Here is a 24,490-nt window from a genome sequence, read left to right on the forward strand (position 1 = left end):
GGGCTCCTGTGAGGGATGGCGGGCAAGCGGAAAAACTTGCCCTAGTCTCGCAGGAGCGTCAAGGCGCGCCGCGCGCGGGCGGCGGGAGGCGCGAGCGCCCTAGAGCGGCGCGGAAACGCTAAGTAGTTCTTTTTGTTGCGGATTGGCCGGCGTCACCGGGTAGTCGAAGAACTGCAGCGTCAGGCCGCCGCCGTCCGCGCTGAAGCGGGCCGGGAAGCCCAGCGGCAGCGTGGTCTTGTCGTGGACATGACCAAAAGGAATGCCTGTCAGCACCGGAACGCCGGTCAGACGGCGGATTTCCGCCAGCACCGCGTCCAGGGTGTAGCCGGGGTCGTAGAGGTCGACCTGGCGGCTCATATTGAAATCGCCGATGAAAATGGCGCGCTGTTTGGCCAGCACACCGGCCAGATGCAGCTGCTGCAGCATGCGTTCGATGCGGTAGGGCTGTTCGGCGACGTCCTCCAGGAACAGCAGGCCACCCTTGATGTCCGGCAGATAGGGCGTGCCGACCAGGCTGCTGAGCACGCTGAGGTTGCCGCCCCAGAACACGCCTTCGCCGCTGGCGTTGTGGCGCTGCGGCGCGTCGACGCGCAGCTGGCGGTTGGCCGTGGTGGTGGTGGTCAGGAATTCGTTGAGGGTGAAGGCGCTGGGTTGTTTGGCGCCGAAGTCGCTGACCATGGGGCCGGCGAAACTGCCCAGCCCGCCCTTGGCCAGCAAGGCCAGCTGAATGGCGGTGAAGTCGCTGTAGCCGATCAGCTGGCTGCCGGATTCGCGCAGCAGCGGGCAGAGCCGGCCGTAGTCGATGTGGGGCAGCAGCCGCGTGGCACCGTAGCCGCCGCGGCCGGCCACCAGCAGCTGCGGCGCGCTGCGGCGCGAGATCAGCTGATTGAGGTCGGCCAGCCTTTGCGCGTCGCTGCCGGCGAAACGCTGATGGCGGCGGTCCAGCGCCTGGACGTTTTCCAGCTGATAGCCGGCCAGGCGCAGCCGCTCCACGGCTTGCTGCTTTTGGCGCGCGTCCGGCAAGGGGCCGGAGCAGGCGGTGAAATAGAGGCTGCTGCCGACGGCTGCCGGCGCGGGAAGGGATTGGTCAACCATGGTGCGACATCCTTGCAAGAGGCCAAGGCCGGCGCTGAGCGCGCCCATCTGGAGTAGTTGGCGACGAGAGTATTGAATGCGGGCAGTCATTGAATCCGGGGCCGAAGGGCCGGTGCAAACGGGGTTCGACAGCGCGAGGCTGCGTGAGTTGCGTCAGTATACGGCAAACGCCGCGACGGCGCAGAGCGCCGCCGCCGGCGTCGCCGCGCTCAAGCCAGCAGATTGGCCAGGCTGGAGGTGGATTGCTGCATGGCCGACAGCTCGCTGTTGAGCGCGGTGTATTCGTTCAGCAGCGAGCTTTTCTCGTTGGCCAACTGGTTGTTGAGCTGAGCCTGCAGATTGGTTTCGTCGTTGATCTTGACGTTGATGTCGCCCTGATCGGCGGTGATCATGCCGTTGGGGCCCAGCAGATTGTTGATGGCGGTGTTGAAGGCGTTGGCGTAGCCGTTGTTCTGGGCGTTGCCGAACAGATTGGCCACCGCGCCGGGATCGGCGTTCAGCGCGGTGGTGAAGGCGCTGGAATCCAGTTTCAGCGTGCCGTCCGCCTGCTGGGTGATGCCGACCTGGGCCAGATAGGCATAAGAGGAGGAGGCGTTGACGCCTGGCACCGGCGTGCTGAGCAGGCCGGACAGCTGCTCTTGCAGGCCGATGACGTCGCTATTGTTCTTCATGCTGCCGTTGAGGGCGGCGTTGCTGGCGCTGATCACCTGGTTGTAGGCGCTGACGAAGGTTTGCAGCGTGGAGGTGACGTTGGCGGTGTTCTGGCTCATGTTCAGCGTCACCTGGCCCAGCTTGTTGAGGTTGACGGTGGCGCCGTTGATCACATTGCTCAGGGTGTTGCTGCTGCTGGACACATTGACGCCGTTGACGGTGAGCAAGGCGTCCTGGGCCGCCGCGGATTCGCCGGCGGCCGCGCCGCTCTGGCTCAGGCCGGCCAGAGTGTTGCTGGACGCGGCGCCGCTGTCGCTGCCGCCGGCGGCGATGCTGAAGGCGTTGGCGGGGCCGGATTGCGCGGAGGCCAGTACCAGCGAGAACTTGCTGTTGTACTCCACCACCGAGGCGTTGACGCCGATGCCGGCGCTATTGATGCTGTCGGCGATGGAGGACAGCGAGACGGCGGAGCCGTTCTGGCCCAGTTGCACGGTGCTGGTGGTCCCGTTGACGGTGAAGCTCAGCGCGCCGGGCGCGCCGGCCAGCGCGGCGTTCTGGTCGGTGATGGCTTGCCCGCCCGAGGTTTGGTCGAACACCAGTTGTCTCGGCTGGGCCAACTGGGTGACGTTGAGCGCGTAATTGCCGGCCACGCCGCCGCTGGTGGCGCTGGCGCTGGCGATGGTGTTGTCGGTGGAGGCGATCTGGAATTGCTGCAGAAAGCTGCCGGAGGCCATGGCGGTGGAGGCGGTCTGCAGGCTGGACAGCGCGGAGCTGATCTGGCCGATGGAGCTGAGCTGGGACTGATAATTGCTGACCCGGCTCTGGCTTTGGGTCAGTGGTTGCGAGTCCACTGCGATCAACTGGCTGACAATGCTTTGCACGTCCAGCGGCCCTACGCTGGTGGTGATGGATGCCATGACGACGCCTCCCTGGCGCGCCGCTGCCGCTGGCGCGCTTGTCTTGCGAGAAAATCAAGCGTTGTGGTCGTTGCGTGTTCCATCACGGGGCCGCCGGCTGCCAGCCGGCGGGGGAATACTGTCATGTTATCGGCCGTTTGGCCGTCAACTTTAATCCCCGGCCCGACACTCGCAATAACGCGGGTCGGGCCGGGCGGTTGACGGCCCTGCGGCGGCTCAAGAGTGGTTTTTGAGCTCGGCGGCGGCGTCCGCGGCGGCGTCTTCCTGCGCGACGGTCTTGGGCGGCAGGAAGAAGGACAGCGGCGCGCTGAGGAAGCGCTTGAGCAGCATCGGCACCAGCGGCCACAGCAGGCTGCCGGACAGCTTGCGCGAGCGCAAGGCCACCCACAAAGCCAGCGAGAAGCTGACCGCCAGATTGGTCAGGCCGATCAGCGCCACGCCGGCGCAGCCGAGCAGCACGGTGGCCAGGGGCAGCTGGAAGTCCTGCGCCACGGTGGCGAAGGCCAGATTGGCGGCGGAGAAGGTGATGTGGCGGATATCGATGGGCAGGCCGAGGATGAAGCCTATGGTGCCGGTCAGGCCCAGGAACATGCCGAAGTAGAAGTTGCCGGCCAGCGCGCCCAGATTGTGTTCGATATAGTTGCCCAGTCTCCAGGCGCGGTTTTCGCCCAATAGCCGCTTCAGCCCGGCGTGGGAGGCGATGCGCTCAGGGATGCGGCGGTAGATCGCCTTGTTGTCGTAATAACCGGCGATCAGGCCGGACAGGAACAGAAACACCCCGGCGATGGCGGCGTGGGGCAGCGCCAGGCTGTGGATGGGGTCGATGTCGTGCAGCAGACTTTGCGCCTTGGCCACGTCCACCACCGGCGCGCCGAAGGCGGCCTGCCAGGCGAAGGCGATCAGGCCGGCGGTGGGGATGGCCAGCAGCACATTGCCGAGGATGGCGACGAACTGGGTGCGCATCACTTTGACCACCAGGTCGGCCAGGTCCTCCAGCTGCTTCTTTTGTCCGTTGTTTTCGTGCAGCACCGCGGCGATGCGCGCGGCGGTCATCGCCGGCTGCTTGGTGGCGATGGTCAGGTGCAGGATTTGCACGATGATGAAGCCGATCGCGTAGTTGAGGCCGAAGGCGATGCCTTCCCACAGCGGCGGCAGGTGGCCGCGGCTGAGCATCAGCTTGATCAGCGCCATGAAGCCGACGATGAGGCCGGCGCCCATCGCCGCCTTGGCCATGGCGGACCACTCCTTGCGGCTTTCCGCGATGTAGTGCTCGCCGTGGCGGCCGGCGTGCTCGGTGACTTGCAGCGCCAGCAGCTCCACATTGGATTTGAACAGATCGCGCAGGCTGTATTTGCGGTTTTCCGCGCGCGCGAAGGTGACGATGAGCTGGAACAAGTGCGGTTCCGCGGCCGGGTCGTGTTCCGGGTCCAGGATGGCCAGCAAGGCGCGGATGCGGGCGATGCTCTGCGCCAGCCGCAGACCGTGGTAGGTGAGGTTGACCGAGATGCCGAAGCGGCGCGCGTTCTTGCGCACCTTGTTGAGTATGCTTTCGCACTGGTCCAGCAGCACCAGCACGTGCTTGTCGTCCTCGGCGCGCGGCAGGCCCTCGATCAGATCGCGGCGGTAGCCGTCGACGTAGCGCTGCACTTCGGCGTTCAGATTGAGAAACGGCGATTCGAAGCGTTCGATGTCCGGATTGATGCGCACCAGCTCCGGCTCCAGGCCGATGGCGGTGATCTGGGCCGACAGCACTTGCACCGATTCCAGCAACTGCAGGCGGGTCTGTTGCCAGCCGTCGGCGTTGTCGTTCTCCTGCCAGGCCATCGCCCGCCACAGCGCGTGCCAGGTGGCGTCGGGGATGGCCGCCAGCCAGATGTAGTCCTGCTTCCAGCTGAACAGCCGGCTGAAGCGGTCCTGCAGCGAATCCGCCTTATAAGGCATGGGCAGAATGCGTTCGCCGACGCGTCGCAGCAAGGTGGAGCCGAAGCCTTCGTTGGCCAGGATGCCGCATTCGGTGTACAGCGGAATCTGCCGGGTTTCGGTCAGCAATTGCAGCAGCGCCTTGCGCAGGGCCGCGCGGTATTCGGCATGGTGTTCCAGCAGATAGGACAGCGCCTGCAGATTGACGACGGCTTGTTGCGGCTTGCCGGCGTCGTCGGGGCGCAGGCACTGCAGCAGCGCGGACAGGGCGTCGAGCTGGGCCGGCGCTTGGCTGATCTGGCGCAAGGCCTGCTCCAGGCTGGGGGACTGATTGTTTTCGCTCATCTAGGGTGCTGGTTAGGGGGCTAGTGGGTGATGGGGGCGCGATTTCGGCCCATGACCTTAATGGTAGGCGCAAGCGGGCTGATTTTCCGACGCGGCGCGGACGGCCGGCGGCGCGTGGAATCGGCATCGGGGTTTAGAGATGGGGACGATTGATTCAGTTTCCAGCTTTGCTTGCAAAATCGCGCAATTGACACCTTACTGACCAGTAAGTAGAGTGCTTCGCATGACTCAAGGCCCAGATCCCAAGACCGACACCCGCAAGCGCATCCTGGACATCGCCGAGCAATTGCTGCTCAGCCGGGGCTTCAACGCTTTCAGCTACCAGCACATCAGCTCGGAGCTGGGCGTGCGCAACGCCGCCATTCATTATCACTTCCCCAAGAAAAGCGATCTGGGCGTGGCCTTGATCCAGCGTTACCGCCGGCGTTTCCAGCGCTTCATCGACCAGCAGGCGGCGCTGGATCCCCAGGCGCAGCTGGAGGCGTATTTCGGTCTGAGCGACAGCTATTACCGGCAGCACCGGCAGATCTGTCCCAGCGGCATTCTCAGCACCGAATTCCTGACGCTGCCGGAGGAAATGCAGCGGGAAGCGGCGGCCTTCATCGACGAGATGCGGCTGTGGGCGGTGGACATCACTAGGCGCGGCGCGGCCAGCGGCCAGATGCGTTACGCCGGCACGCCGGAGGCCATCGGCATGATGCTGTTCTCCGCCTTGCAAGGGGCGCTGCAGCTGGCGCGCATAGATCAGCACGCGCTGGAGACCATCAAGCAGCAAGTGCGCGCGGTGCTGGGCCTGGGCGGGCATTGAGTGCCGGAATCACGACAACAACAGAGGGGCGCTACATGGAGTACAAGAAAAACAGCATGAGCCGCATTGCCGACAAAGTGGGCAAGTTGCCGGCGGGAATGCGCAGCACGGTATTGAGCATGATGTTCGGCAAGATCGTGCCGTTTCTGTCCACCGCGGGCCTGCGTTTCGAGGAGGTGGGCCATCAGCGTTTGACGGTGTCCATCCGTAACCGCAAGAAGGTGCAGAACCACATCCGCGGCGTGCACGCCGCGGCGATGGCGCTGCTGGCGGAGACCTCGACCGGCTTCGTCGTCGGCATGAATATGCCGGACGACAAGCTGATGCTGCTCAAATCGATGAAGGTCAACTACGTGCGCCGCTCGCAAGGCGATATGCGCGCGGTGGCCAGTCTGAACGCGGAGCAGATCCAGCTGATGCACGACACGGAAAAGGGCGAGGTGCTGGTGCCGGTGCTGGTCACCGACGAGTCCGGCGAATCGCCGATCGAATGCGAAATGCTGTGGGCGTGGATTCCCAAGAAACGTCCGGAACAAGGAGCGGCGGCATGATCAATCTGGAAACGATACGCGTCGAGCTGAACGAACACGTGGCCTTGATCCGCCTCAATCGCGCGGACAAGGCCAATGCGCTGAACCAGCGGATGTGGCAGGACTTGCGGGCCGCCTTCGAATGGCTGGACGACACCCCGGCCGCGCGCGTGGGCGTGCTGGCCGGCGAGGGCCGTCATTTCTGTTCCGGCATCGACCTGGGCATGCTGATGGGCGTGCAGGCGGAGATCGCCGACGATTGCGAGGCGCGTAAGCGCGAGAAATTGCGCCGTCTGATCCTGGATCTGCAGGGCTGCGTCAACAGCCTGGAGCGTTGCCGCAAGCCGGTGATCGCCGCGGTGCACGGCGCCTGCGTCGGCGGCGGCCTCGACATCGCGCTGGCGGCGGATTTCCGCTTCGCGGCCGCGGACGCGGTGTTTTCGGTGCGCGAGATCGACGTCGGCATGGTGGCGGACGTGGGCTCGCTGCAACGGCTGCCGCGGGTGGTGGGCGAAGGCCTGGCGCGCGAGCTGGCCTTGACCGGCCGCGACGCGACGGCGGAAGAAGCGTTGGCCATCCGCCTAGTCAACCGCGTGCTGCCGGATGCGGACGCGGTGCTGGCGGCGGCGCTGGAATCGGCGCGGCTGATCGCCGGCAAGTCGCCGCTGGCGATGCGCGGCTGCAAGGAGGTGCTCAATTACAGCCGGGACCACTCGGTGGCGGACGGCCTTGAATATGTGGCGAACTGGAACGCGGCGATGCTGATCTCCGAAGACATCCAGAAGGCCGGTATGGCCATCCTGACCGGGCACGCGGCGCAGTTCCGCGACTGAGCGAGGCTTGTCTCGCGGGTTTCCAATGGCGCCTTAGGGCGCCATTGTTCGTTCTTGGCCTCGCTCACCCGCCGCCGCGCTTCGAGAGCGGCGGGGCGCAAAAAAAAGAGGCGCGGAGCGCCTCTTCGGTTCAAGCGGTAGGACTGGGCTTACTGGGCGGCGCTGGCGGCCGGCGCGGCGGCGGCTTCGCCGCCGACGGTGGACACCACTTCCCACTTGCCGCCCTTGACCTGGTACACGGTCACCGCGCCGTTCTTGATGTCGCCCTTGTCGTCAAAGGCGATCTTGCCGGTCACGCCGGTGTAGCCGGTCTTGCCCACTTCGGCCAGATAGGTTTTGGGGTCGGTGGATTTGGCGCGTTTCATCGCGTCCACCAGCACCATCACCGCGTCGTACTCATACGGCGCGTAGATCTGCACCTCGGTGTTGAACTGCTTCTTGAACTTGTCGTTGAACGCCGCGAAGCCCGGCATCTTGTCGCGCGGCACGCCGCAGCTGGACGCGTACTGGCCGTCGGAAGCCTCGCCGGCCAGCTTGATGAATTCCGGCGTCTGCCAGCCGTCGCCGCCCATCAGCTTGGCCTTGAGGCCCAGGCGCTGCATCTGCTTCGCCAGCGGGCCGGCTTGCGCGTCCATGCCACCGTAGAAGATCAGGTCCGGCTTGCTGGCCTTGATCGAGGTCAGAATGGCGTTGAAGTCGGTGGCGGTGTTGGTGGTGAACTCGCGTTTCACCACTTCGGCGCCCTTGCCCTTGACCGCGGCCTCGAACTGATCGGCCAGGCCCTGGCCGTAGGCGGTGCGGTCGTCGATGATGGCGATCTTCTTGGCTTTCAGACCGGTGGCGGCGAATTCGCCCAGCGCGCGGCCTTGCTGCACGTCGTTGGCGATCACGCGGAAAGTGGTCTTGAAGCCTTGCTTGGTGTAGTCCGGGTTGGTGGCGGACGGAGAGATCTGCGGAATGCCGGCGTCGGAGTAAATCTTGGACGCGGGGATGGTGGTGCCGGAGTTCAGGTGGCCCACCACGCCGGCCACGCCGGCGTCAACCAGGCGCTGCGCTACTTGGGTGCCGATCTTCGGGTCGCCCTGGTCGTCTTCCGACACCAGTTCGAATTTGAGCTTCTTGCCGCCGATCTCCACGCCGGCGGCGTTCAGGTCGGCAATGGCCAGCTTGGCGCCGTATTCATTGTCCTTGCCCAGATGGGAAATCGGACCGGACATCGGCGATACCTGGCCGATCTTGACGACGGCGCCGTCGCCTGCGGCTTGAGCCGGGGCCGAAGCCGCCTGGTTGGCGGCCGGTTGCTCTTGCTTGCCGCAGGCGGCCAGGGTCATGGCGGCAGCGGCAATGACGCTGAGGCGGACATATTTGTTCATGTGATGTATCCCCTGATTCTCTATTCTGTAGACTCTAGTCATCTCTTTGTGGCCAACGGTATTTGGTGAAAATGACCATTGGTTGCGTTTGATTATGGGTAGCTGTTTGCGCGAGTGTCAATGTCAAAACCGGGGAGGGGGGCAACTATTTGTAAACTTCTTGGGTAATGGTGTGTCTAAAGCGCAAACGCCACCTGGAATAACTGCCAGGTGGCGTTTCTTGTTTTTCAAGTTTTTGAATTTAAACGACTTGTTCGGATTTTTGCCGGCAGTCCGGTTTCAGGTTTTGGCGCCCAAGGCCTTGGCCCGTTCCTGGCGCAGCGGGGCGTTTTCCTCCGGGGCCTCGCACCATCCCGCCAGATTCTGTTTGATCATAGTCGAGATTGCGTGAATCCATTGCGGGTTTTCATTCAAACACGAAATGTATCGATATTCGCCGCCGCCATGGCTGAGAAAGGTCTCCTTGCCTTCCATCGCGATTTCTTCCAGCGTTTCCAGGCAATCGGCGATAAAGCCGGGACAGAGAATATCCAGCTTGCCGGTCTTGTCTTTGCCCAACTGAGCCAATACTTCGCTGGTATAAGGCTGCAGCCATTCCGCGCGGCCGAAACGGCTTTGGAAACAGACTTGGTACTCCTGTTGCGTCAAGCCCAGCGCTTCCGCCAATAAGCGTCCGGTTTTCTGGCATTCGCAGTGATAGGGGTCGCCCTTGTCGCGGGTGAAGCGCGGCACGCCGTGGAAGCTCATCACCAATTTGTCGCCGCGGCCGTGTTCGCGCCAATGCGCGCGCACTTGTTCCGCCAGCGCGCGGATATAGCCGGGGTCGTCGTGGAAATGGCGAACGGTGCGCAGCTCCGGCATATTGCGCAGCTTCATCAGCGCGCGGAAGACCTGGTCCAAGGCGGTGGCGCTGGAGGAGGCCGCGTATTGCGGATACAAGGGCAGCACCAGCAGCCGTTCCACGCCTTGTTCGCGCATGCGGGCGATCACATTTTCCACCGAAGGCTCGCCGTAGCGCATGGCGAAGTCCACCGCCAGATTGCGCAAGCCCATCTCGCCCAACTGGCCCTTGATCAGCGCCGCCTGTTTGCGGGTATGGGTGTAGAGCGGCGAGCCGTCCTTTTCCCAGATCGCCGCGTATTTCTTGGCGGATTGGGCCGGGCGGGTGTTCAGGATCACGCCGTTGAGGATCAGCCACCAGAGCGCGCGCGGGATTTCGATCACGCGGCGGTCGGACAGGAATTCTTTCAGGTAGGGGCGCAGCGCCTTGGCGGTGGGCGCTTGCGGCGTGCCCAGATTCATCAGCAGTACGCCGGTCTTGGGCGCGTAGTCGTGACGAAACGGGGGTTCGGGCTTGAAATTCGCCATGCGGGACCTCTTGGTTGAGGCCGGGCGGCATGGCGCCCGGCCGGGTTTGGTGGCTTGTCTTAGTCTTCGCGGGACGGCGCCAGCACTGCGCGGTTGCCGTTGCTTTCCATCGCCGAAACCAGGCCGGCGGACTCCATTTGCTCGATCAGCCGCGCGGCGCGGTTGTAGCCTATGCGCAGATGACGCTGCACCGAGGAGATGGACGCCTTGCGCGTCTTGAGCACGATGGCGACGGCTTCATCGTAAAGCGGGTCGGCTTCGCCGTCGGATTCGCCGTCGAGGCCGGAGGACGCGCCGTCGTCGCCCTCGCTTTGGCCGGTGAGAATGCCTTCCACGTAATCCGGTCCGCCGGTGCTTTTCAGGAACTCCACCACATGGTGGACTTCCTCGTCGGCGACGAAGGCGCCGTGCACCCGCACCGGGTAGCCGGTGCCCGGCGGCAGATAGAGCATGTCGCCCTGGCCCAGCAGGGTTTCCGCGCCCATCTGGTCCAGAATGGTGCGGCTGTCTATCTTGCTGGACACCTGGAAGGCGATCCGCGTCGGGATATTGGCCTTGATCAGGCCGGTGATCACGTCCACCGACGGCCGCTGAGTGGCCAGGATCAGATGGATGCCGGCGGCGCGCGCCTTCTGCGCCAGCCGCGCGATCAATTCCTCGATCTTTTTGCCGGCCACCATCATCAGGTCGGCCAGCTCGTCGATCACCACCACGATCAGCGGCAGGGTGTCCAGCGGTTCAGGCGTTTCCGGCGACAGGCTGAAGGGGTTGGGGATCTTCTCGCCGGCCTTGTCCGCGTCCTTGATCTTCTGATTGAAGCCGGCCAGATTGCGCACGCCCAGCTTGGACATCAGCTTGTAGCGGCGCTCCATCTCCGCCACGCACCAGTTCAGCGCGTTGGCGGCCTGTTTCATATCGGTGACCACCGGGGCCAGCAGATGCGGAATGCCTTCGTAGATCGACAATTCCAGCATCTTGGGGTCGACCATGATCAGCCGCACTTCCTTGGGCGTGGACTTGTAGAGCAGGGACAAGATCATCGCGTTGATGGCCACGGATTTGCCGGAGCCGGTGGTGCCGGCCACCAGCACGTGCGGCATCTTGGCGAGGTCGGCGGACACGGGCTGGCCGGCGATGTCCTTGCCCAGCGCCATGGTCAGCCGGGAGGCCATGTTCTGGTAGCCGTCGGAGCCGACGATTTCCGACAGACGCACGATCTGGCGTTTGGGATTGGGCAGCTCCAGGCCCATATAGGTTTTGCCGGGAATGGTCTCCACCACGCGGATGGACACCAGGGACAGCGCGCGCGCCAGGTCCTTCATCAGGTTGACCACCTGAGCGCCCTTGACGCCCACCGCGGGCTCCACCTCGTAGCGGGTGATCACCGGGCCGGGATAGGCGGCCACCACTTTGACGTCGACGCCGAAGTCGGCCAGCTTGCGTTCGATTAGCCGCGAGGTGTATTCCACCGTGTCCTGCGATACCGGCTCCTGCTGCTCCTTGGGCGCTTCCAGCAGCGTCAGGCCGGGCAGCGCGCCGTCCTTGGGATCGGCGAACAAGGAGTGCTGCACCGGCTTTTGCGCCTTGGTGGACAGCGGCACGTCCAGCACCGGCGGTTCGATGCGCAGAGGGATTTTCTCTTCGTTCTTCTTTTTCTCGGTGGTGATCTTGGCTTCGCGCTTCTGCGCGATTTCCTTGCCGATTTCCCTGTCCTTGCGCGCCTGCCAGCTGTGCCACAGCTTCAAGGCGCCGTCTTCCAGCGCGCCGCCCAGGCGTTCCATGATGTCCAGCCAGGACAGGCCGGTGAACAGGGAGAAGCCGATGGCGGCCAGCACGCTGAGCAAGAGATAGGCGCCGGACAGGCCCAGGCCGTGGGCGATGCCTAGGCCGATGAAATGTCCCAGCATGCCGCCGGCGGACAGCGGCAGATTCAGCGCTTTTTCGGCCAGGATGATGGCTTCAATGCTGGCGCTGGAAAACAGCAGTAGCAGAAAGCCACCGATGGCGGCGACGGTGATGGGATTGAGCTTGAAGCCCAGGGTTTCCATCCGCTGATAGCCCCAGGCGATGGCCACCAGGCAGAACACCACCAGCCACCAGGCGGACAGGCCGAACACATAGAGCAGCATATCGGACAGCCAGGCGCCGAAAGCGCCGCCGTAGTTGCGCACCGTGGGGTCGGAAGAGCTATGGGACCAGGAGGGGTCGAGCGGGGAGTAGCTGGCCAGCACCAGCACCAGATAGACGGCCAGCACGGCCATCAGCAGCCACCACGCCTCGCGCAGCAGCGAGGCCAGCTGCGGCGGCAGCGGCGTCTGGCTGTTTTTGACTACGGCTTTGCGCTTGAAAAATCGCATTCTACTTGCAACCCATTGATTTTGTTGATTGCTCTTGCTTGGAAGCGCTCCAGAAGGGCTTTTGGTGATACTTTGAGTGATACTTTAGGTGATACATACCCGTTAGTCATGTGCCAAGATGGTGATTCACGCTGAGGATACCATGGGTTAGTATTGCTGTGGATAAGTAGCAAACGGTATCTAAATGGCATTGTTGAGCATGACGACCAGCACCCCTGTTCCCGCCTACACATATATCAACCCCGATGGAGTGTATTTTTTCCAACTACGCGTACCAAAAGATATAGCAGCACTACCGGCTTCACAGAGACATGGATTGCCTTCTAGCTTGATTCGTAAAAGTTTAAAAACGCATTCGCGGGTAGAAGCCGCCAAGCGGGTGGGTGGGCTGCTTGCCCATTACCTCACTCTGTTTGATCAGGTCAGGACTGACAGCGGTCTTGTGGTGCCGCCTAGAGGTTATCAAGAACCTGTTGTTCTTAAGCAGCTTACGCTATCAGAGGCTGAGTCTATTGCTTTGAAATACCGTGAAGCAACAGAGCGCAAAGCGCTCGAAGTTGCCCGCCCATTCATGGCGTTGACCCCAAATCAAGCAGATGAGTGGAAGGTAACTGTTGATCCTGGGATGGCAAGAGAATTGACTATTAGAGGTTCACAAGAAAGTCAGCCATGTCAAGACCTGGAGCGCTTTTATCAGCAGAATGCCATAGAAATTGATCATCCATCGAAACAGTTGGTAACAGCCCTTAGTGTCAGAACCTTAAATACGATGCTTCAGGAAGACGCTGTGACGGCCACGATTGAGCTTGCGAGGGCGAGAGAGGCGCAGCTTCCCACTAGCAAGCAAATGCCGCTACTAAGCCTTGTGAACGAGCTTGTAGCGCGTAAAAAACCAAGGCCGGACAGAGAGAGAGCATATAGGGCCGTTGCGGCAAGCTATGAAGAATACCTCAAGCGTAAGGCAATAGTTCCAGACGACTTTGAGAGGTCCAGGTTGTTGGAGTACCGTAACGATGTGTTACGCACAAACAAGATAAGCTCATGGAACGCTTATACGGCGTCAATCATGAATATGCTGATTAACCTTGCATTTGAGCTAGAGCTTATTTCTCGGCCATTTAGCATTCGACTGAGTGCGGATGAGGAAAAGGCTACAAGGCGAGCGTTGAAGCTTCCCATTCATGATCAGAGTGATGAGGAGAGGAGGGCATTCACAGATCAAGAGCTTAAGGCCATTAAGAGCTTTAGAGTGTACAGGCAGCATTCAGAGTATTTGGATTTTTTATTATTTACAGGCATGAGATGTACAGAAGCTGCGCAGCTAATGCCGTCAGATGTGATTGAGACAAAGGGGCATGGCTTGTTTGTGCGTGTTAGAGATACTGAGGGGCGAAGCGTAAAAACAGCTGCGTCTGTTCGAACAGTTCCTGTGCCCAATGGAAGTTTAACGGATTATATAAAGTCCAACATGGATAAGCAGTATCTTTTTCCACGAATCGCTCCAGATGATTGCCCGCCAGAAAAGAGGGCTAACCTTATTATTGATAAATTCAGTAGGCAAAAGCAAAGGGCCGGATTTGATAAGCAGGTTACGCTGTATAGTTTTCGCCATGCATGGAAACACAGGGCAAGAGCTGCAAGGGTTGAGGACTACCTATCCGACTATATCACCGGGCATAGCAATAAAAACAATCAAGTCGCCATGGACTATGGGCAAGGGTTTGATACGGTATATAACCGCCTTAGAGAGGCATCTGACGCGGTGCTTCAGAAAATTATCGAGGCAGATCAGGCCATCAACTAGTGACTAGCATTATTGTTGACCAAAGTGCAAGTTTTCCAAAGTGCTGGGGTTGGGGCTGCATTCCCACTAGTTGGTGTGATCAAGGGGGTTATTGTTTTTATCCCCCTTTTCAGCTTGGCAAGCTGAATATCACACTCGCTCATTAAATATCGAGGCTCTTATTGAGCACTAGCCACCGGGCGCACGCGAATAGTAGATGTAAGCTTTTCCCAAAGAGCAACGGCCTCATCATCCGTCAAGCTTGGATGCACTTCCCCAACTGTATTTCCTGAAACGCCCGTATTCATTGTGATTTCTACCACTGGGTGAAGTGGATCAAAGGTCGGTTTGCCTGCGTAATTGAATCTAAACTGATGATGCGACGGCGTAGAGCCATCTTCAGGCAGTCTTGACAATATCTCGTCTCCCTCCCAGCCAGCGATAACACGCGGTCCTTTTTGAAGGGTATCAACCCTATCCCAGAGCACTCCCTTTCCCTGTGATAATGCCTGCTCCTTCCCCTCTCTTAAAGCCCATTCTAAAGTATTGGTTTCGTTATATTGTTTTGTTTTGGAGGAGGACAGAGAAAAACTTACATCCGGAAACTCGGGAAACCGAAAGCCAATAGAAGTTTGCTCTTGGTACTTTGGCGTAGTGCCAGAAACAAAGCCTGCTTCAATACAGATTCCATCTTCTTTCGGCACTTCGTCATCGGTACTAACACTCATGCGCCCAGCAACATCTTGTAAAATGGCTACATGTTTTTTGTATAAAGTCTTGTCCAGCCTCAACCCCATTGATGCGGAGTCATCTCGAACACCAAGTGTTGCACCTTTCGCCTTTTGCACATAGGCATTTTTCCCCAATTGAATATAGGAATAAAGATTCGCACCGTAAGTGTCATCCGTACTTTCATAACCTACAACGATCTTGCTATCCGCATTCGGGCCATCAAACACGCCAATAAGCATGGATGGCTCCGTTTGATGCTTCTCCGCTTCAATCTCCTTTGTCTTATCCCGGGCTTCAATTCGCACTTTATACCCTTCTTTAGGATATGACACTATTTCATATTCAACACTTGTCGGCCCCCAAATGACCTGAGCACCTTTAGGGACATCTATCAAGTAGCGGCCGAAGCAGACCGGTTTGGTTTCTTTGAATAGGGCGTCAATTCTTTTTGGGGTGGCTGCCATTGCGTACGTCCGATTACGAAGAGGGTCAGAGTAAATGCGATGGGAAATGGCAAGTACTGCAACTGCAGCACCTATGCATGCCAGTCCCTTCCAAGGGATTCGAGTTGACATCAAGCACCTTCCCATTTCATTTGCTTGGCAATTTGAACAATGCTGTATAGCGTGGATGCCAAGGCATTCTTATCCTTATAGCTGGCCTGATGCTCATAACCTGTTTGACGAAAAACCCCCTTGAACTTGCCACTATTTAGTTGGTCATCCGCTGAGCGCATCGGCACTGTTTGATCGCCAGGGTCGGCAGGGTCACGAATAAATGCAGCGATGCTTTCCGGATACATCCCTCCACTTGGCTTTGCCTGCGGATGTTGCAGCTGTAGATTACCCTTCCCAGAGTCATGCAAAATTTGCAGTGCGTCCGGATTAGTAATGGGTTTGCTGCTTTTCACTTCCCACACCACTTTTTGAAATGCTTTTCTTTTGGCATCACATCCATAGTGGGCATAACTATTGGCATGATAATACCTCGTTAGTTTTTGATGAAAATCACGAGATTGACGGAGTAGCTTTCTCGTATTTTCACCTCCCGCCAAGGGGTTTCCAGCAGGATTAATCCACTCTTCCCGTAGCATGCCCCACCACACATCAGATCGGCTATAAATTTCCTCATACGGGTCTGACTGCGGCAGCTGTTTCAATGTTTGGCCATGCGTGCTGACGATGTGTAGCCAGTTCGCGCCATAAGAAACACTTGGCAACAGCTGAAGGCCACCGGGCGCATTACCCAGTACAGCCATCACATCAGGACCACTATTGCCCAGCACCGCCTTTTCTATCATGTTCCCACTTTCAAACCCGGCCAGCATCCGCCGATAAGCTGCGGGCGCCCCTGTAGCGGGCATCACCCCATGTACAATCCCCAATATCTTGTCTTGCAGATTGCCATAGCTAGGATGCGCTAGCGCCCGCCCCACCAAGCCTCCCATCGAATGGGTCACTATAATGACCTTTTCACAGCGACTGTGCTTCTGATAGCCGCTTATCAGCGCATTAATACGCTTGGCAATTAATTTGGCTGAGTCGCCATTTGATTGCAGCCAGTTGTAGCCAAAGGCATGTACAGGGAACCAGCAGCCTTTCGACGCCTGTTTGAGGTCGGCTTCAGTCAGCTTTGGAAGGCTACTTGCCGCCTGCCAGGCCCTGGGGTCCGCATCCACAATGTCCTTCCAGCCAGGCTGTAACTTGCCATTGGTGAACATTCGATTGAGCACGGTCTCGCAGGTATTCAACATTTGCCCATAGCTACTGTACATGACCTCACCCCAGCCGCGTTGGCGGGCCTCTTCCTGACTCAGGTGAGTCGCCTTTCCAGGCTTTACATTGTCATGACGATCAGCTGCGCTTTCCTTGGGGTCTCCGGTAGGGTTGGACTTAGGATCATAGATATCGACGACCGTAGCGGAGGGGTCTAGACGGAGCTGGCGTGATCGTGGAGTGTCTGCCGCTTGCATGATCGTATCGCCTTTTCGATCAGGGTTCCAAGCCACATTATTCTTTTTGTTCAGCCGCTGCTGCCTCTCCGCTGTCATCCTCAAATTACTGCCCATAATCCCCGGAATAAAGATGACGGGAATGACACGATCCGGGGCTAGATAATGATTCTGCAGGGTATCGGCTACATTTGGTGAAAGAGAGCCTTCACTTTGCCGAATACCATTCTTGCCAATCTTGCCGTTGATAGGTTGTTGTATCGCCATGATGAACAGGTCTCTCTTTTATTGTTCGGCCAGTAGTTCGAGCTTGTAGCGCGCAAAGCCAATTTCAGATTTGACATGCTGAGCAAAGCCGGAAGCATCCGTCTTGCCGCTGAGAACGCGTCCATCTTCAAGCTTCATTCGATATTGACGATTGGCTATCGGCTCCCCTCCGCCTTGCCAGAACAGCTGCACTTTTTGATCGTAATCGGCTTTACCGGACTTGAGGGCATTTTGCGGGCTGACGCTGGCAGGCCCATCCATGACATGACTTGCCGCATGATGGGTATTCGAGCCGGTAGTCTTGGCCGTAATGCCGCCCCCGTACTCTACACCCGCGCTCTGTGCTGTGATCTTCACTTGCGGGCCTTCGATGCTAACATCCTTCAGACCAACCAGACGCAAACGCTTGGCAGCGATAATTTCGATATCGTCGTTCTGTGCCTGAATGCGAATGGCACCGGAGGCAGAAATCAGCTTCATGCCTAGTTGCATGACGAAGATGGATAAAGACTGACCAATCCGCATACGCAGATGCTGGCCGATACTTTGATTGCTGTCTTTCGACGCGATCAGGTCATGCGAACTGCCGGTTGCAATGGAGATATTCGCTTCGCTCGCCACAGCAATGCCTTCCGGGGCCGTCAGCGCCAGAATGGCCTTATTGCCCCCCTTAGCATCCTTGGCGGTATTGCTGCCACCCTCCCACTGTTTAACATGATCTTTTAGCTGCTCTTGCGGCTTGGTGTCGGTTTCGTCCGCTTGATGGGCTTCAGCCTGCTTGGCTAAGGATTGGGCGATGGAGAGCGCCATCTCCAATTGGCCTATCAACTCTTCCCGGTCGAGCTGGTTGCCGCCCGCACCTTCCCGGCCATGCGCGCTGACCAGAACACCTTGAGCGGCACGAATCGCGCCTGACAAGTCTGTCCGTAGCTCGAAGCCTTGGCCGCGTGGCTCTGCTTTACCGTCTTTGCGCGGATGCGTCAAAAAGCCCTGGTTCAATTGGGTCTTGCCCGGCTCACTGGAAAGCTTGGCGCGGACTTCTCCAGGCGTATCATCAAACAGCAGTTCGCTGTAGCCGCCGCCTTGATGCTCTTTCGACTTGATGCCGGAGAGGGTCTTATTGGCGGGTAACGTGCCTGTGCCACTGAAGTCCGGTACAGGATGGCTGCCGTTATAGAGCACGCCTGTCACTACAGGTCTATCAATGTCGCCTTCGATGAAGTCAACCAAGACTTCCTGACCGATGCGAGGAATGAACTGATGCCCCCAACCCGCCCCCGCGCTTGGCATGACCACACGTAGCCAGCAAGACGAATTGTCATCGTGATTCGCGCCGTAGGTTGCGTGTTCTGCCGGTCTTTGCCAATGGAATTGCACTTTTATCCGGCCATGCTGATCCGTGTGAACTTCATCTTTATCAGGTCCGACCACGGTAGCGGTTTGCACGCCCAAACTGGTTGGCTTGGCTAGCTCAGTGTGCGCGTAAGGCGGCGTTAAGGGAATGCCTCTGCGCTGCGCTTGAAAGCGAGTCGTGAACGGTGCAGGCGTAGAGTTGCCACGCTCTTTCAATACTGCATCCGTGGCCCATCCCCCAGCCAGCAAAGCAGGTGCGGCTTGACTCAAGCGGCGGGTCAGATCGGCTGGTAAGTTGTTTTGCGCTTGGAAGGTTTGCCGCGTAACGACGAATTCACGCTGTTCGCTGGAATCGAATTCATGAGCAGGGTGATCTTCCAGCCGGAACCATTGCCCTGCCATCAAACCGCGCACCGAGCCAGAACCTTCAAACTGTTTGGCCTGCAAGTCATGGGCCTGCTGCCGCAGTTGTGCATAGCGGCTGAACTGGTCCGGCGATCTGGCATAGTAAAGCGCTTGCGGGTCATAGTCCTGCAAAGTCGATTGCAAAGCCTTGCCGCTCTGACCCTGCTCAATCTGGCTTTCGTCGAGGGCGTGACCCGTTGAAACCGGCTGATAATCGTAGCTGGCGAGCGCGACATTGCCCGGTACGATCTGGCGGGCGCTGTTCCAGCCAGTCAAGCCATCCTCTTCCTCTGTGGCATCGCTACGATGGAAGCGCACACGCTCCAACGCAGCCGCAGGCAGGTTGAAGGCATCGTCAAACACCACCAGCGCCACTTGCGGACTATCGCCCTCACGATGGTCGAAGCGCCAAGAAAAACCTTCCTCGTGCATCAGGCGCACCAAGAAGTCATAGTCCGATTCGCGGTATTGAAGGCAATAGCTGCGCTGGTCTTCTTCCTTCGCCGTGACTTGTAGGGTCAGCGCTTGGACCTTTGCGAAAATGGGATTGCTGGCCTGATGTTCAGATATGACCTGCTGGATGATGTCCGGGACCGTCATGTCCTGGAACACGCGAGACGTTCGACGATGCCTTAATAAGGCAAACGGCGGCTCAATGGTCAGGCCGTACTTCGCGAATCCGCCATCCGACCCTAGCAGTTCCGCCTTGGATACCACCCCGCAACGTACCGTTTCCACGCCTTTAGCATCTTCAATCCCGATGCGTACAGGCTGCCCCAGCAGCGACTTCAGTTCTATCGAGCCATCGGGCGACAGGCAAGTTAGCTGATAGCGGTAAGCTTCGGATACCCCTTCTTCGCCTTCCAGCGTGTACGGCAACAGTTGATTGGCGGAGATCGTTCCCTCGCCCATGCTCAAGGTGAACAGGCGTTTGTCTTGGGTGAAAGCGGAAGCGAAGCTGGCGAGAAGGGAGCTGATGTCCATCGGCATATCCTGTTGCAGAAATGGAAACACCCTCATTAGATGCGAGGGTGCTTAGCTTATTAGCGAATACGGATATAGTGCCGCGACATTTTAGAATCCGGTCAGGGGTAGAACAAGGCGCATGAGCAAGATTCGAACCGAACCTGACCTTTCTGCCAGCCAGCTGAACTTATCAGATTGGTCAGATTGCTCCCTTAGCTGGCCGAGTTCTTTGCTCGCTGGCTGGATGTTGAGTTCGCTGTCTGGTGTGACATGGAGATTTCGCCATGTCCTATATCAACGCTCTGACCGTATCCGCCGCTAACCAAACCCAGCCGATGACCAACAGCGAAGCGAGGACGCTCAGCATGAGCAGCCGCGAGATTGCCGAACTTGTGGAGAGCCGCCACGACGATGTAAAGCGCGCCATTACTCGCCTTGCTGACCGTGGCGTTATAGCACGTCCGCCAATGGCGGATATGCCCGCAAAGGTAGCGAATGGCCGCACCTATTACGAAACCGTGTACCAAGTTGGCAAGCGTGACTCTTACATTGTTGTCGCGCAGCTCTGCCCGGAATTCACAGCACGCCTTGTAGACCGCTGGCAAGAGCTTGAGGAGCAGGTTAGACAGCCTGCCGCGCCGTCCTTCCAGCTTCCGCAGACATTCGAAGACGCCTTGATCTTGGCCGGACAGGAGATGAAGCAGCGCAAGCAGTTGGAGGCCCTAACAGCATGCCATTTAATTAACACGCACCCGATTCGAATTTACACACAGTAGCAACGGAATACCCATCTTCGCACGCCTTCAGCCCACTCTCCCCCTAATTCTTCCGGCAATCACACAGCGCCGAAGGACGCTAAGCACCGCTGTCACAACCAACTACAATAAAAAGGAGACCATACCAATATGGCAAGACCCATCACGATCCATGATAACCAATCCGTTCAGAACTACCTCTGTGATTATTTGACGTTTAACCGCTACATGGAGGATGAAAGCAACCCGCAGTCAATGAGAAACGCTATGAACGATATTTTTAACGGAGTATCCCGATTGGACTATGGGGGCAATACACGCCCATTGAGTGTTTCGAAGATTTTTACACTACTATCAGCAATGCCGAAGATTACCGTCAACGCTATCCAAGAGGCTACCGGCCAATCTGAAAGACATTCTCAAAGACTCGCTCAGGCATTACGAGTTGCCTCAACAGCGATTCAGAACGCCATGATCAAAAACAACGCAACAAGTATGTTTGAAAAGAGTGAACCTGACTACCCGCATCTCAATTGACCTAGCGGATTTATCCAACTATGTCAACAGTTTAAAACGGTATGGGTGGGTTGAAATTGTGAAGAATAGTTTCCGCCACCTATATATATAAGAGAACACAAGAGCGGATAGCAAACAACCTATCATGTCAATAGTTTCGTAACTTAAAGGACTCTGAAAGAGTTTTCGCCACCTATATATAGAGCCCGAAAAGGAAGGTGCTAGAATAACATCATTGTCAACTACTTTATCAGCATGATGATCGACTTTATTATCAACTTATCTTCAAGTTGTTCTTGATTTAAACTTTGAACAAATACTTGAATAACCTTCCTTCGGAGGTGATCTCAAAGTTATCTCAAACCCATTCAAGTAACTTTGAAGCTGTATTGATCAATTTTATACAGATAGCCATTCTTAAACCTCTAATTCAAATACCTCTGTTCATGTTTTTTTAAAACACTCTTGTTCATGGGGTTTATGCCTTTGCGGGTTTCAAAGGTTCTAAAGGCTCTTATACAGCTTTTATAAGCCATCATCGACCTTAACGGCTATTAACAGCATCTGACTCCAGGGTTAAAAACTATGTTTTATGCCACCATGCATTCACTACATTTTATCCGCTCTGGTTATTAATACGGGTGTCCGATGTAGGCTTGATTAATCAGGGTTTGCTCTGTTTGTCAATAACTCATGAGGTGTTTCTATTGCCATTCTGATACAACTATCTTCCTGGATTTGATGGCCTTGGATCATGTTTTTTCTTAAAGAGGTTAGCCAAGTTCATTGAAGTTAGCCTAGCTTTGATACGCTACCGGATAAGAACTATCTTCAAAGTGGGCTAGAGTTGTACTGTAGTTGATGCAGCGCGGGACCTTTGTAAGCGGCTAAGGGAAGGAAGTCAGACAACAGTAAGGCTGTAGGTATGCCTCAGCGAGCCATCTAAATTAAAGATTTCAATAATAGGACCTTCTTTAATTGTTCCCATAATGTCCTTTACTCCAAACTGCGCTGTGTATCTTGCATGCGCGCCTCCAGCGTGAAGGCTGCCCCACGGCCCCTTGTAGGCGATGATAGGATAGCCTTCGATGGCTGTGTTCCAAGCGCCCACAGTGCCTACTATGTTTCCATCCCCATCAAAAAGGAAAGTGCCGTTTAGAACTGTCAGCGTGTCACCTATGGCGTAATACGCGCCTTCTTTCAGCTGGAACACAGGCATCCTCCTAGTTACAGTCTATATGAGCATGCAAAAGGCATTTCTTATTGAGTATGGGACATGGCTCTGAGGCGTGCAAGGTGGCTAAAAGTGCCGGAAAAATTTAAATGGGTATCTGAGATAAGAAGGGTGCGAACTACCCCCCAGGGGGTGTCTCGAAGGGGCTATATACTGACCAAGCTCATGTAAGCACTCTTGAAAACATGTGGGCTGTCTTTGTACCCAAAGGCTTACCAGATGCTCTTCCCGGCCTTCCATGGGGCGGCAGGGTACCTTTTGAAGGTGGCTCTTTGAGTACACCCTATGAGCCACAGTTCAGCCCCCATCACCAGTATGGATCAAAAGTGTTGATTTCAATCTGAGCCATGGCTAGAATGTGAGCCATAGTTTATGAGCCATTTGGAGCAGCAACCATGAGCCAGACCATCGCTTACCTTCGCGTCAGCACCGATGAACAAGACACAGCAGCCCAGCGCAAGACCATCGAGGACCGCTACAAGATTGAGCGCTTCTATTCCGATGATGGCGTTTCTGGCGCAGTAAAGGCCATGCTGCGGCCTGAGTTCAAGGCTTGCTTCGACTATGTGCGGGAAGGCGATACGCTTGTAGTGGCCGCTATAGACCGCTTGGGACGCGATACCATTGATGTTCTGTCCACGGTGGAAGCCCTACAAGCCAAAGGCGTGTCTGTAGTATCCATGCGGGAAGGCTTCGACCTATCTACACCCATCGGCAAGGCCATGCTGGCGATGCTGGCAGCTGTTGCCGAGCTTGAACGTGGCAACATCAAGGCCAGACAGATGGCAGGCATAGAGCGCGCCAAGGCCGAAGGAAAGGCTCTAGGCCGGGTAAAGACAATTGATGATGGTGAAGTGAGGGCATGGCGCATGGAGAACGGAGCCAGCATAAAGACGACTGCTGAACGTTTTGGGATATCTCCGGCTAGTGTGAAGCGGGCTTGCGCCTCTGATTAAATAATAGGCGACAGTTAATCTGTAATATTTTGTATGTTGACTATAAGTAAATTCAAAGGGCTTATATGGATAATGGAATTAAATGTTGCGCCTTATGCACAGTTCCGATTACGCCGGATATCGATTCCGATGAGCATGTTATTCCTGCATCGATTGGAGGGCGGTGGGTGGTTCGAGGTTTTATTTGCAAGTCATGCAATGATGAGGGAGGGTTAACTTCAGAGGCAGAGATTTCTAATCGGTTTGGCTGGTTTTCATTGACGGCCGGTATTAAAAGAGAGTCTGGTAAAAAAGCTCCTCGCCCTATTATCATGAAGACTGATGACGGCAAGAAAGTCTTGCTCAAGCCGAATGGTGTTATTGAATCCTGGGAGCGGACTCTAGAAAAAATACCAACTGATGATGGAAGGTTGTTGATAAGTGGTACCCGTCCATCCATGAATGAGCTTCGAGAGATGCTGAGTGGGTTAAAAAGAAAGCATCCTGATATAGATATTGAATCGGCTATTGGTAATGCAAGAGTTGAAGCTTCTTATAAGCCCATTACTCACAATTTTGGTGGGTTTGGAAGTGATGCTTTTTGGCGGTCGGTTGTCAAGACTGTTTGCGCCGTTGCTTGGAGTTTGGAGTTGAATGAGCAAGACTGTGAAGTGGCGGTCAATTATTTGAGAAAGGGCGAAGGCAAGCCATTTAACTTATTCTACGGCAGGGACGTTATTCTGAATCGTCCTATGGATCAATTGTTTCATTGTGTAAGCCTGCGTTCTGATAATGAAAGAAACTTACTTTTGGGGTACGTTGAGTATTTTGGAGTATTTAGAGGAGTAGTAATGCTGTCAGATAGTTACAAAGGAGGGGATGTTGATAGAACTTATGCTGTTGATCCTGTTTTGGGTAAAGAGATTGATTTGACTGTTGATTTGCATCTAAGTGATCAAGAAGTTGATCAATTTCAAGATGGCGCAATTCTGAATGGTGAAAATTATTTGGCTGCTTTCGAGCAGTCCATTGCTATTGCACTAAGTCTTTCTGAGAAGAGTAAGCTGGACATGGCTATAAATTCAGCAGTGGATAAGGTATGTAATGACATGGGGATTCAGTCTGAGCAAGAGATTGCACCAGAGCAAGCTCTAGAGTTTTCTAGGCGAATAGCAGAAGCTATGGCCCCATTTTTTTTGGATAGAATTAGAGCCAAACATTTTACTTTCGATTGATGGTTGCGTCATGTTTTGTCGCATTATTGCAACAAAATATATGATGCTCGGGTGCGATTGTTGGTGATACTTTAAGTGATACTTTGTGGCTGTTGTTTTTATAAGTCGTTGAATTTAAATGGTTGGGTATGGTCGTGTTGAATTGCGCTTGAAAAGTCGCA

At 56.7% G+C, this 24,490-nt stretch carries 18 protein-coding genes; 8 read left to right on the top strand and 10 right to left on the bottom strand.

What is annotated here, in order from left to right; genetic code table 11:
• Nucleotides 1-99: 99 nt before the first annotated feature.
• The 3 genes from JC616_RS10865 to JC616_RS10875 all read right to left on the bottom strand — a co-directional run bounded on the left by JC616_RS10865 (nt 100) and on the right by JC616_RS10875 (nt 4,928).
• Complete coding sequence (locus tag JC616_RS10865) at nt 100-1,095, bottom strand: LD-carboxypeptidase (RefSeq protein ID WP_227108212.1); 996 nt, start codon at nt 1,093-1,095, stop codon at nt 100-102.
• A 209-nt stretch (nt 1,096-1,304) separates the two neighbouring features.
• Nucleotides 1,305-2,663, bottom strand: coding sequence for a flagellar filament capping protein FliD (gene fliD, locus JC616_RS10870; protein ID WP_227108213.1), 1,359 nt, complete (start codon nt 2,661-2,663; stop codon nt 1,305-1,307).
• Nucleotides 2,664-2,879: 216 nt separating this feature from the next.
• Nucleotides 2,880-4,928 carry a site-specific recombinase gene (locus JC616_RS10875; protein WP_227108214.1) on the bottom strand — a complete coding sequence of 683 codons (2,049 nt, stop codon included), beginning with the start codon at nt 4,926-4,928 and terminating at the stop codon, nt 2,880-2,882.
• A gap of 223 nt (nt 4,929-5,151) precedes the next feature.
• Between JC616_RS10875 and JC616_RS10880 the strand changes: the two genes are divergently transcribed.
• Genes JC616_RS10880 through JC616_RS10890 form a run of 3 tightly spaced genes read left to right on the top strand, consistent with a single transcriptional unit; the run spans nt 5,152 to nt 7,099 of the window.
• Nucleotides 5,152-5,736 carry a TetR/AcrR family transcriptional regulator gene (locus JC616_RS10880; protein WP_107799199.1) on the top strand — a complete coding sequence of 195 codons (585 nt, stop codon included), beginning with the start codon at nt 5,152-5,154 and terminating at the stop codon, nt 5,734-5,736.
• Nucleotides 5,737-5,792: 56 nt separating this feature from the next.
• Nucleotides 5,793-6,287: a DUF4442 domain-containing protein gene (locus JC616_RS10885; protein WP_227108215.1), complete on the top strand. Its 495-nt coding sequence runs from the start codon at nt 5,793-5,795 to the stop codon at nt 6,285-6,287.
• Entirely contained in the window at nt 6,284-7,099 is an 816-nt protein-coding gene (locus JC616_RS10890; protein ID WP_227108216.1) for a crotonase/enoyl-CoA hydratase family protein, read from the top strand. Before JC616_RS10885 ends, JC616_RS10890 begins: the two co-directional genes overlap by 4 nt.
• A gap of 149 nt (nt 7,100-7,248) precedes the next feature.
• Here the strand turns inward: JC616_RS10890 and JC616_RS10895 are convergent, their stop codons facing one another.
• The 3 genes from JC616_RS10895 to JC616_RS10905 all read right to left on the bottom strand — a co-directional run bounded on the left by JC616_RS10895 (nt 7,249) and on the right by JC616_RS10905 (nt 12,197).
• A complete protein-coding gene (locus JC616_RS10895; RefSeq protein WP_019101420.1) occupies nt 7,249-8,472 on the bottom strand; it encodes a branched-chain amino acid ABC transporter substrate-binding protein in 1,224 nt (407 codons plus the stop codon).
• Nucleotides 8,473-8,751: 279 nt separating this feature from the next.
• Complete coding sequence (hemH, locus tag JC616_RS10900; RefSeq protein WP_227108217.1) at nt 8,752-9,840, bottom strand: ferrochelatase; 1,089 nt, start codon at nt 9,838-9,840, stop codon at nt 8,752-8,754.
• A gap of 59 nt (nt 9,841-9,899) precedes the next feature.
• A complete protein-coding gene (locus tag JC616_RS10905; RefSeq protein WP_227108218.1) occupies nt 9,900-12,197 on the bottom strand; it encodes a DNA translocase FtsK in 2,298 nt (765 codons plus the stop codon).
• Nucleotides 12,198-12,396: 199 nt separating this feature from the next.
• Between JC616_RS10905 and JC616_RS10910 the strand changes: the two genes are divergently transcribed.
• The gene (locus tag JC616_RS10910) at nt 12,397-14,001 is read left to right on the top strand and encodes a DUF6538 domain-containing protein (RefSeq protein WP_227108219.1); all 1,605 of its coding nucleotides are present in this window, start codon (nt 12,397-12,399) and stop codon (nt 13,999-14,001) included.
• A 158-nt stretch (nt 14,002-14,159) separates the two neighbouring features.
• On the opposite strand, the gene JC616_RS10915 is transcribed toward JC616_RS10910, so the two are convergent.
• The 3 genes from JC616_RS10915 to JC616_RS10925 form a co-directional block, all read right to left on the bottom strand.
• A complete protein-coding gene (locus JC616_RS10915; RefSeq protein ID WP_227108220.1) occupies nt 14,160-15,176 on the bottom strand; it encodes a T6SS immunity protein Tli4 family protein in 1,017 nt (338 codons plus the stop codon).
• A gap of 110 nt (nt 15,177-15,286) precedes the next feature.
• Nucleotides 15,287-16,930 carry an esterase/lipase family protein gene (locus JC616_RS10920; RefSeq protein WP_227108221.1) on the bottom strand — a complete coding sequence of 548 codons (1,644 nt, stop codon included), beginning with the start codon at nt 16,928-16,930 and terminating at the stop codon, nt 15,287-15,289.
• 18 nt (nt 16,931-16,948) lie between these two features.
• Entirely contained in the window at nt 16,949-19,672 is a 2,724-nt protein-coding gene (locus tag JC616_RS10925; protein ID WP_227108223.1) for a type VI secretion system Vgr family protein, read from the bottom strand.
• A 266-nt stretch (nt 19,673-19,938) separates the two neighbouring features.
• Here JC616_RS10925 and JC616_RS10930 point away from each other — a divergent pair, with 266 nt between their 5' ends.
• Both JC616_RS10930 and JC616_RS10935 read left to right on the top strand, forming a co-directional pair.
• Complete coding sequence (locus tag JC616_RS10930; protein ID WP_227108225.1) at nt 19,939-20,430, top strand: Rha family transcriptional regulator; 492 nt, start codon at nt 19,939-19,941, stop codon at nt 20,428-20,430.
• A 129-nt stretch (nt 20,431-20,559) separates the two neighbouring features.
• Nucleotides 20,560-20,946 (top strand): hypothetical protein, encoded by a 387-nt coding sequence (locus JC616_RS10935; protein WP_227108227.1) that lies wholly within the window; start codon nt 20,560-20,562, stop codon nt 20,944-20,946.
• Between the two features lie 880 nt (nt 20,947-21,826).
• On the opposite strand, the gene JC616_RS10940 is transcribed toward JC616_RS10935, so the two are convergent.
• Nucleotides 21,827-22,138, bottom strand: a complete 312-nt coding sequence (locus tag JC616_RS10940; protein ID WP_156038750.1) for a hypothetical protein — start codon at nt 22,136-22,138, stop codon at nt 21,827-21,829.
• A gap of 416 nt (nt 22,139-22,554) precedes the next feature.
• On the opposite strand from JC616_RS10940, the gene JC616_RS10945 reads away from it, so the two are divergent.
• Together JC616_RS10945 and JC616_RS10950 are read left to right on the top strand one after the other, a co-directional pair.
• Entirely contained in the window at nt 22,555-23,115 is a 561-nt protein-coding gene (locus JC616_RS10945) for a recombinase family protein (protein WP_227108229.1), read from the top strand.
• 65 nt (nt 23,116-23,180) lie between these two features.
• The gene (locus JC616_RS10950) at nt 23,181-24,329 is read left to right on the top strand and encodes an HNH endonuclease (protein WP_227108231.1); all 1,149 of its coding nucleotides are present in this window, start codon (nt 23,181-23,183) and stop codon (nt 24,327-24,329) included.
• Nucleotides 24,330-24,490: the final 161 nt, after the last annotated feature.

This window comes from Chromobacterium rhizoryzae (assembly GCF_020544465.1).
GTDB lineage: Bacteria > Pseudomonadota > Gammaproteobacteria > Burkholderiales > Chromobacteriaceae > Chromobacterium.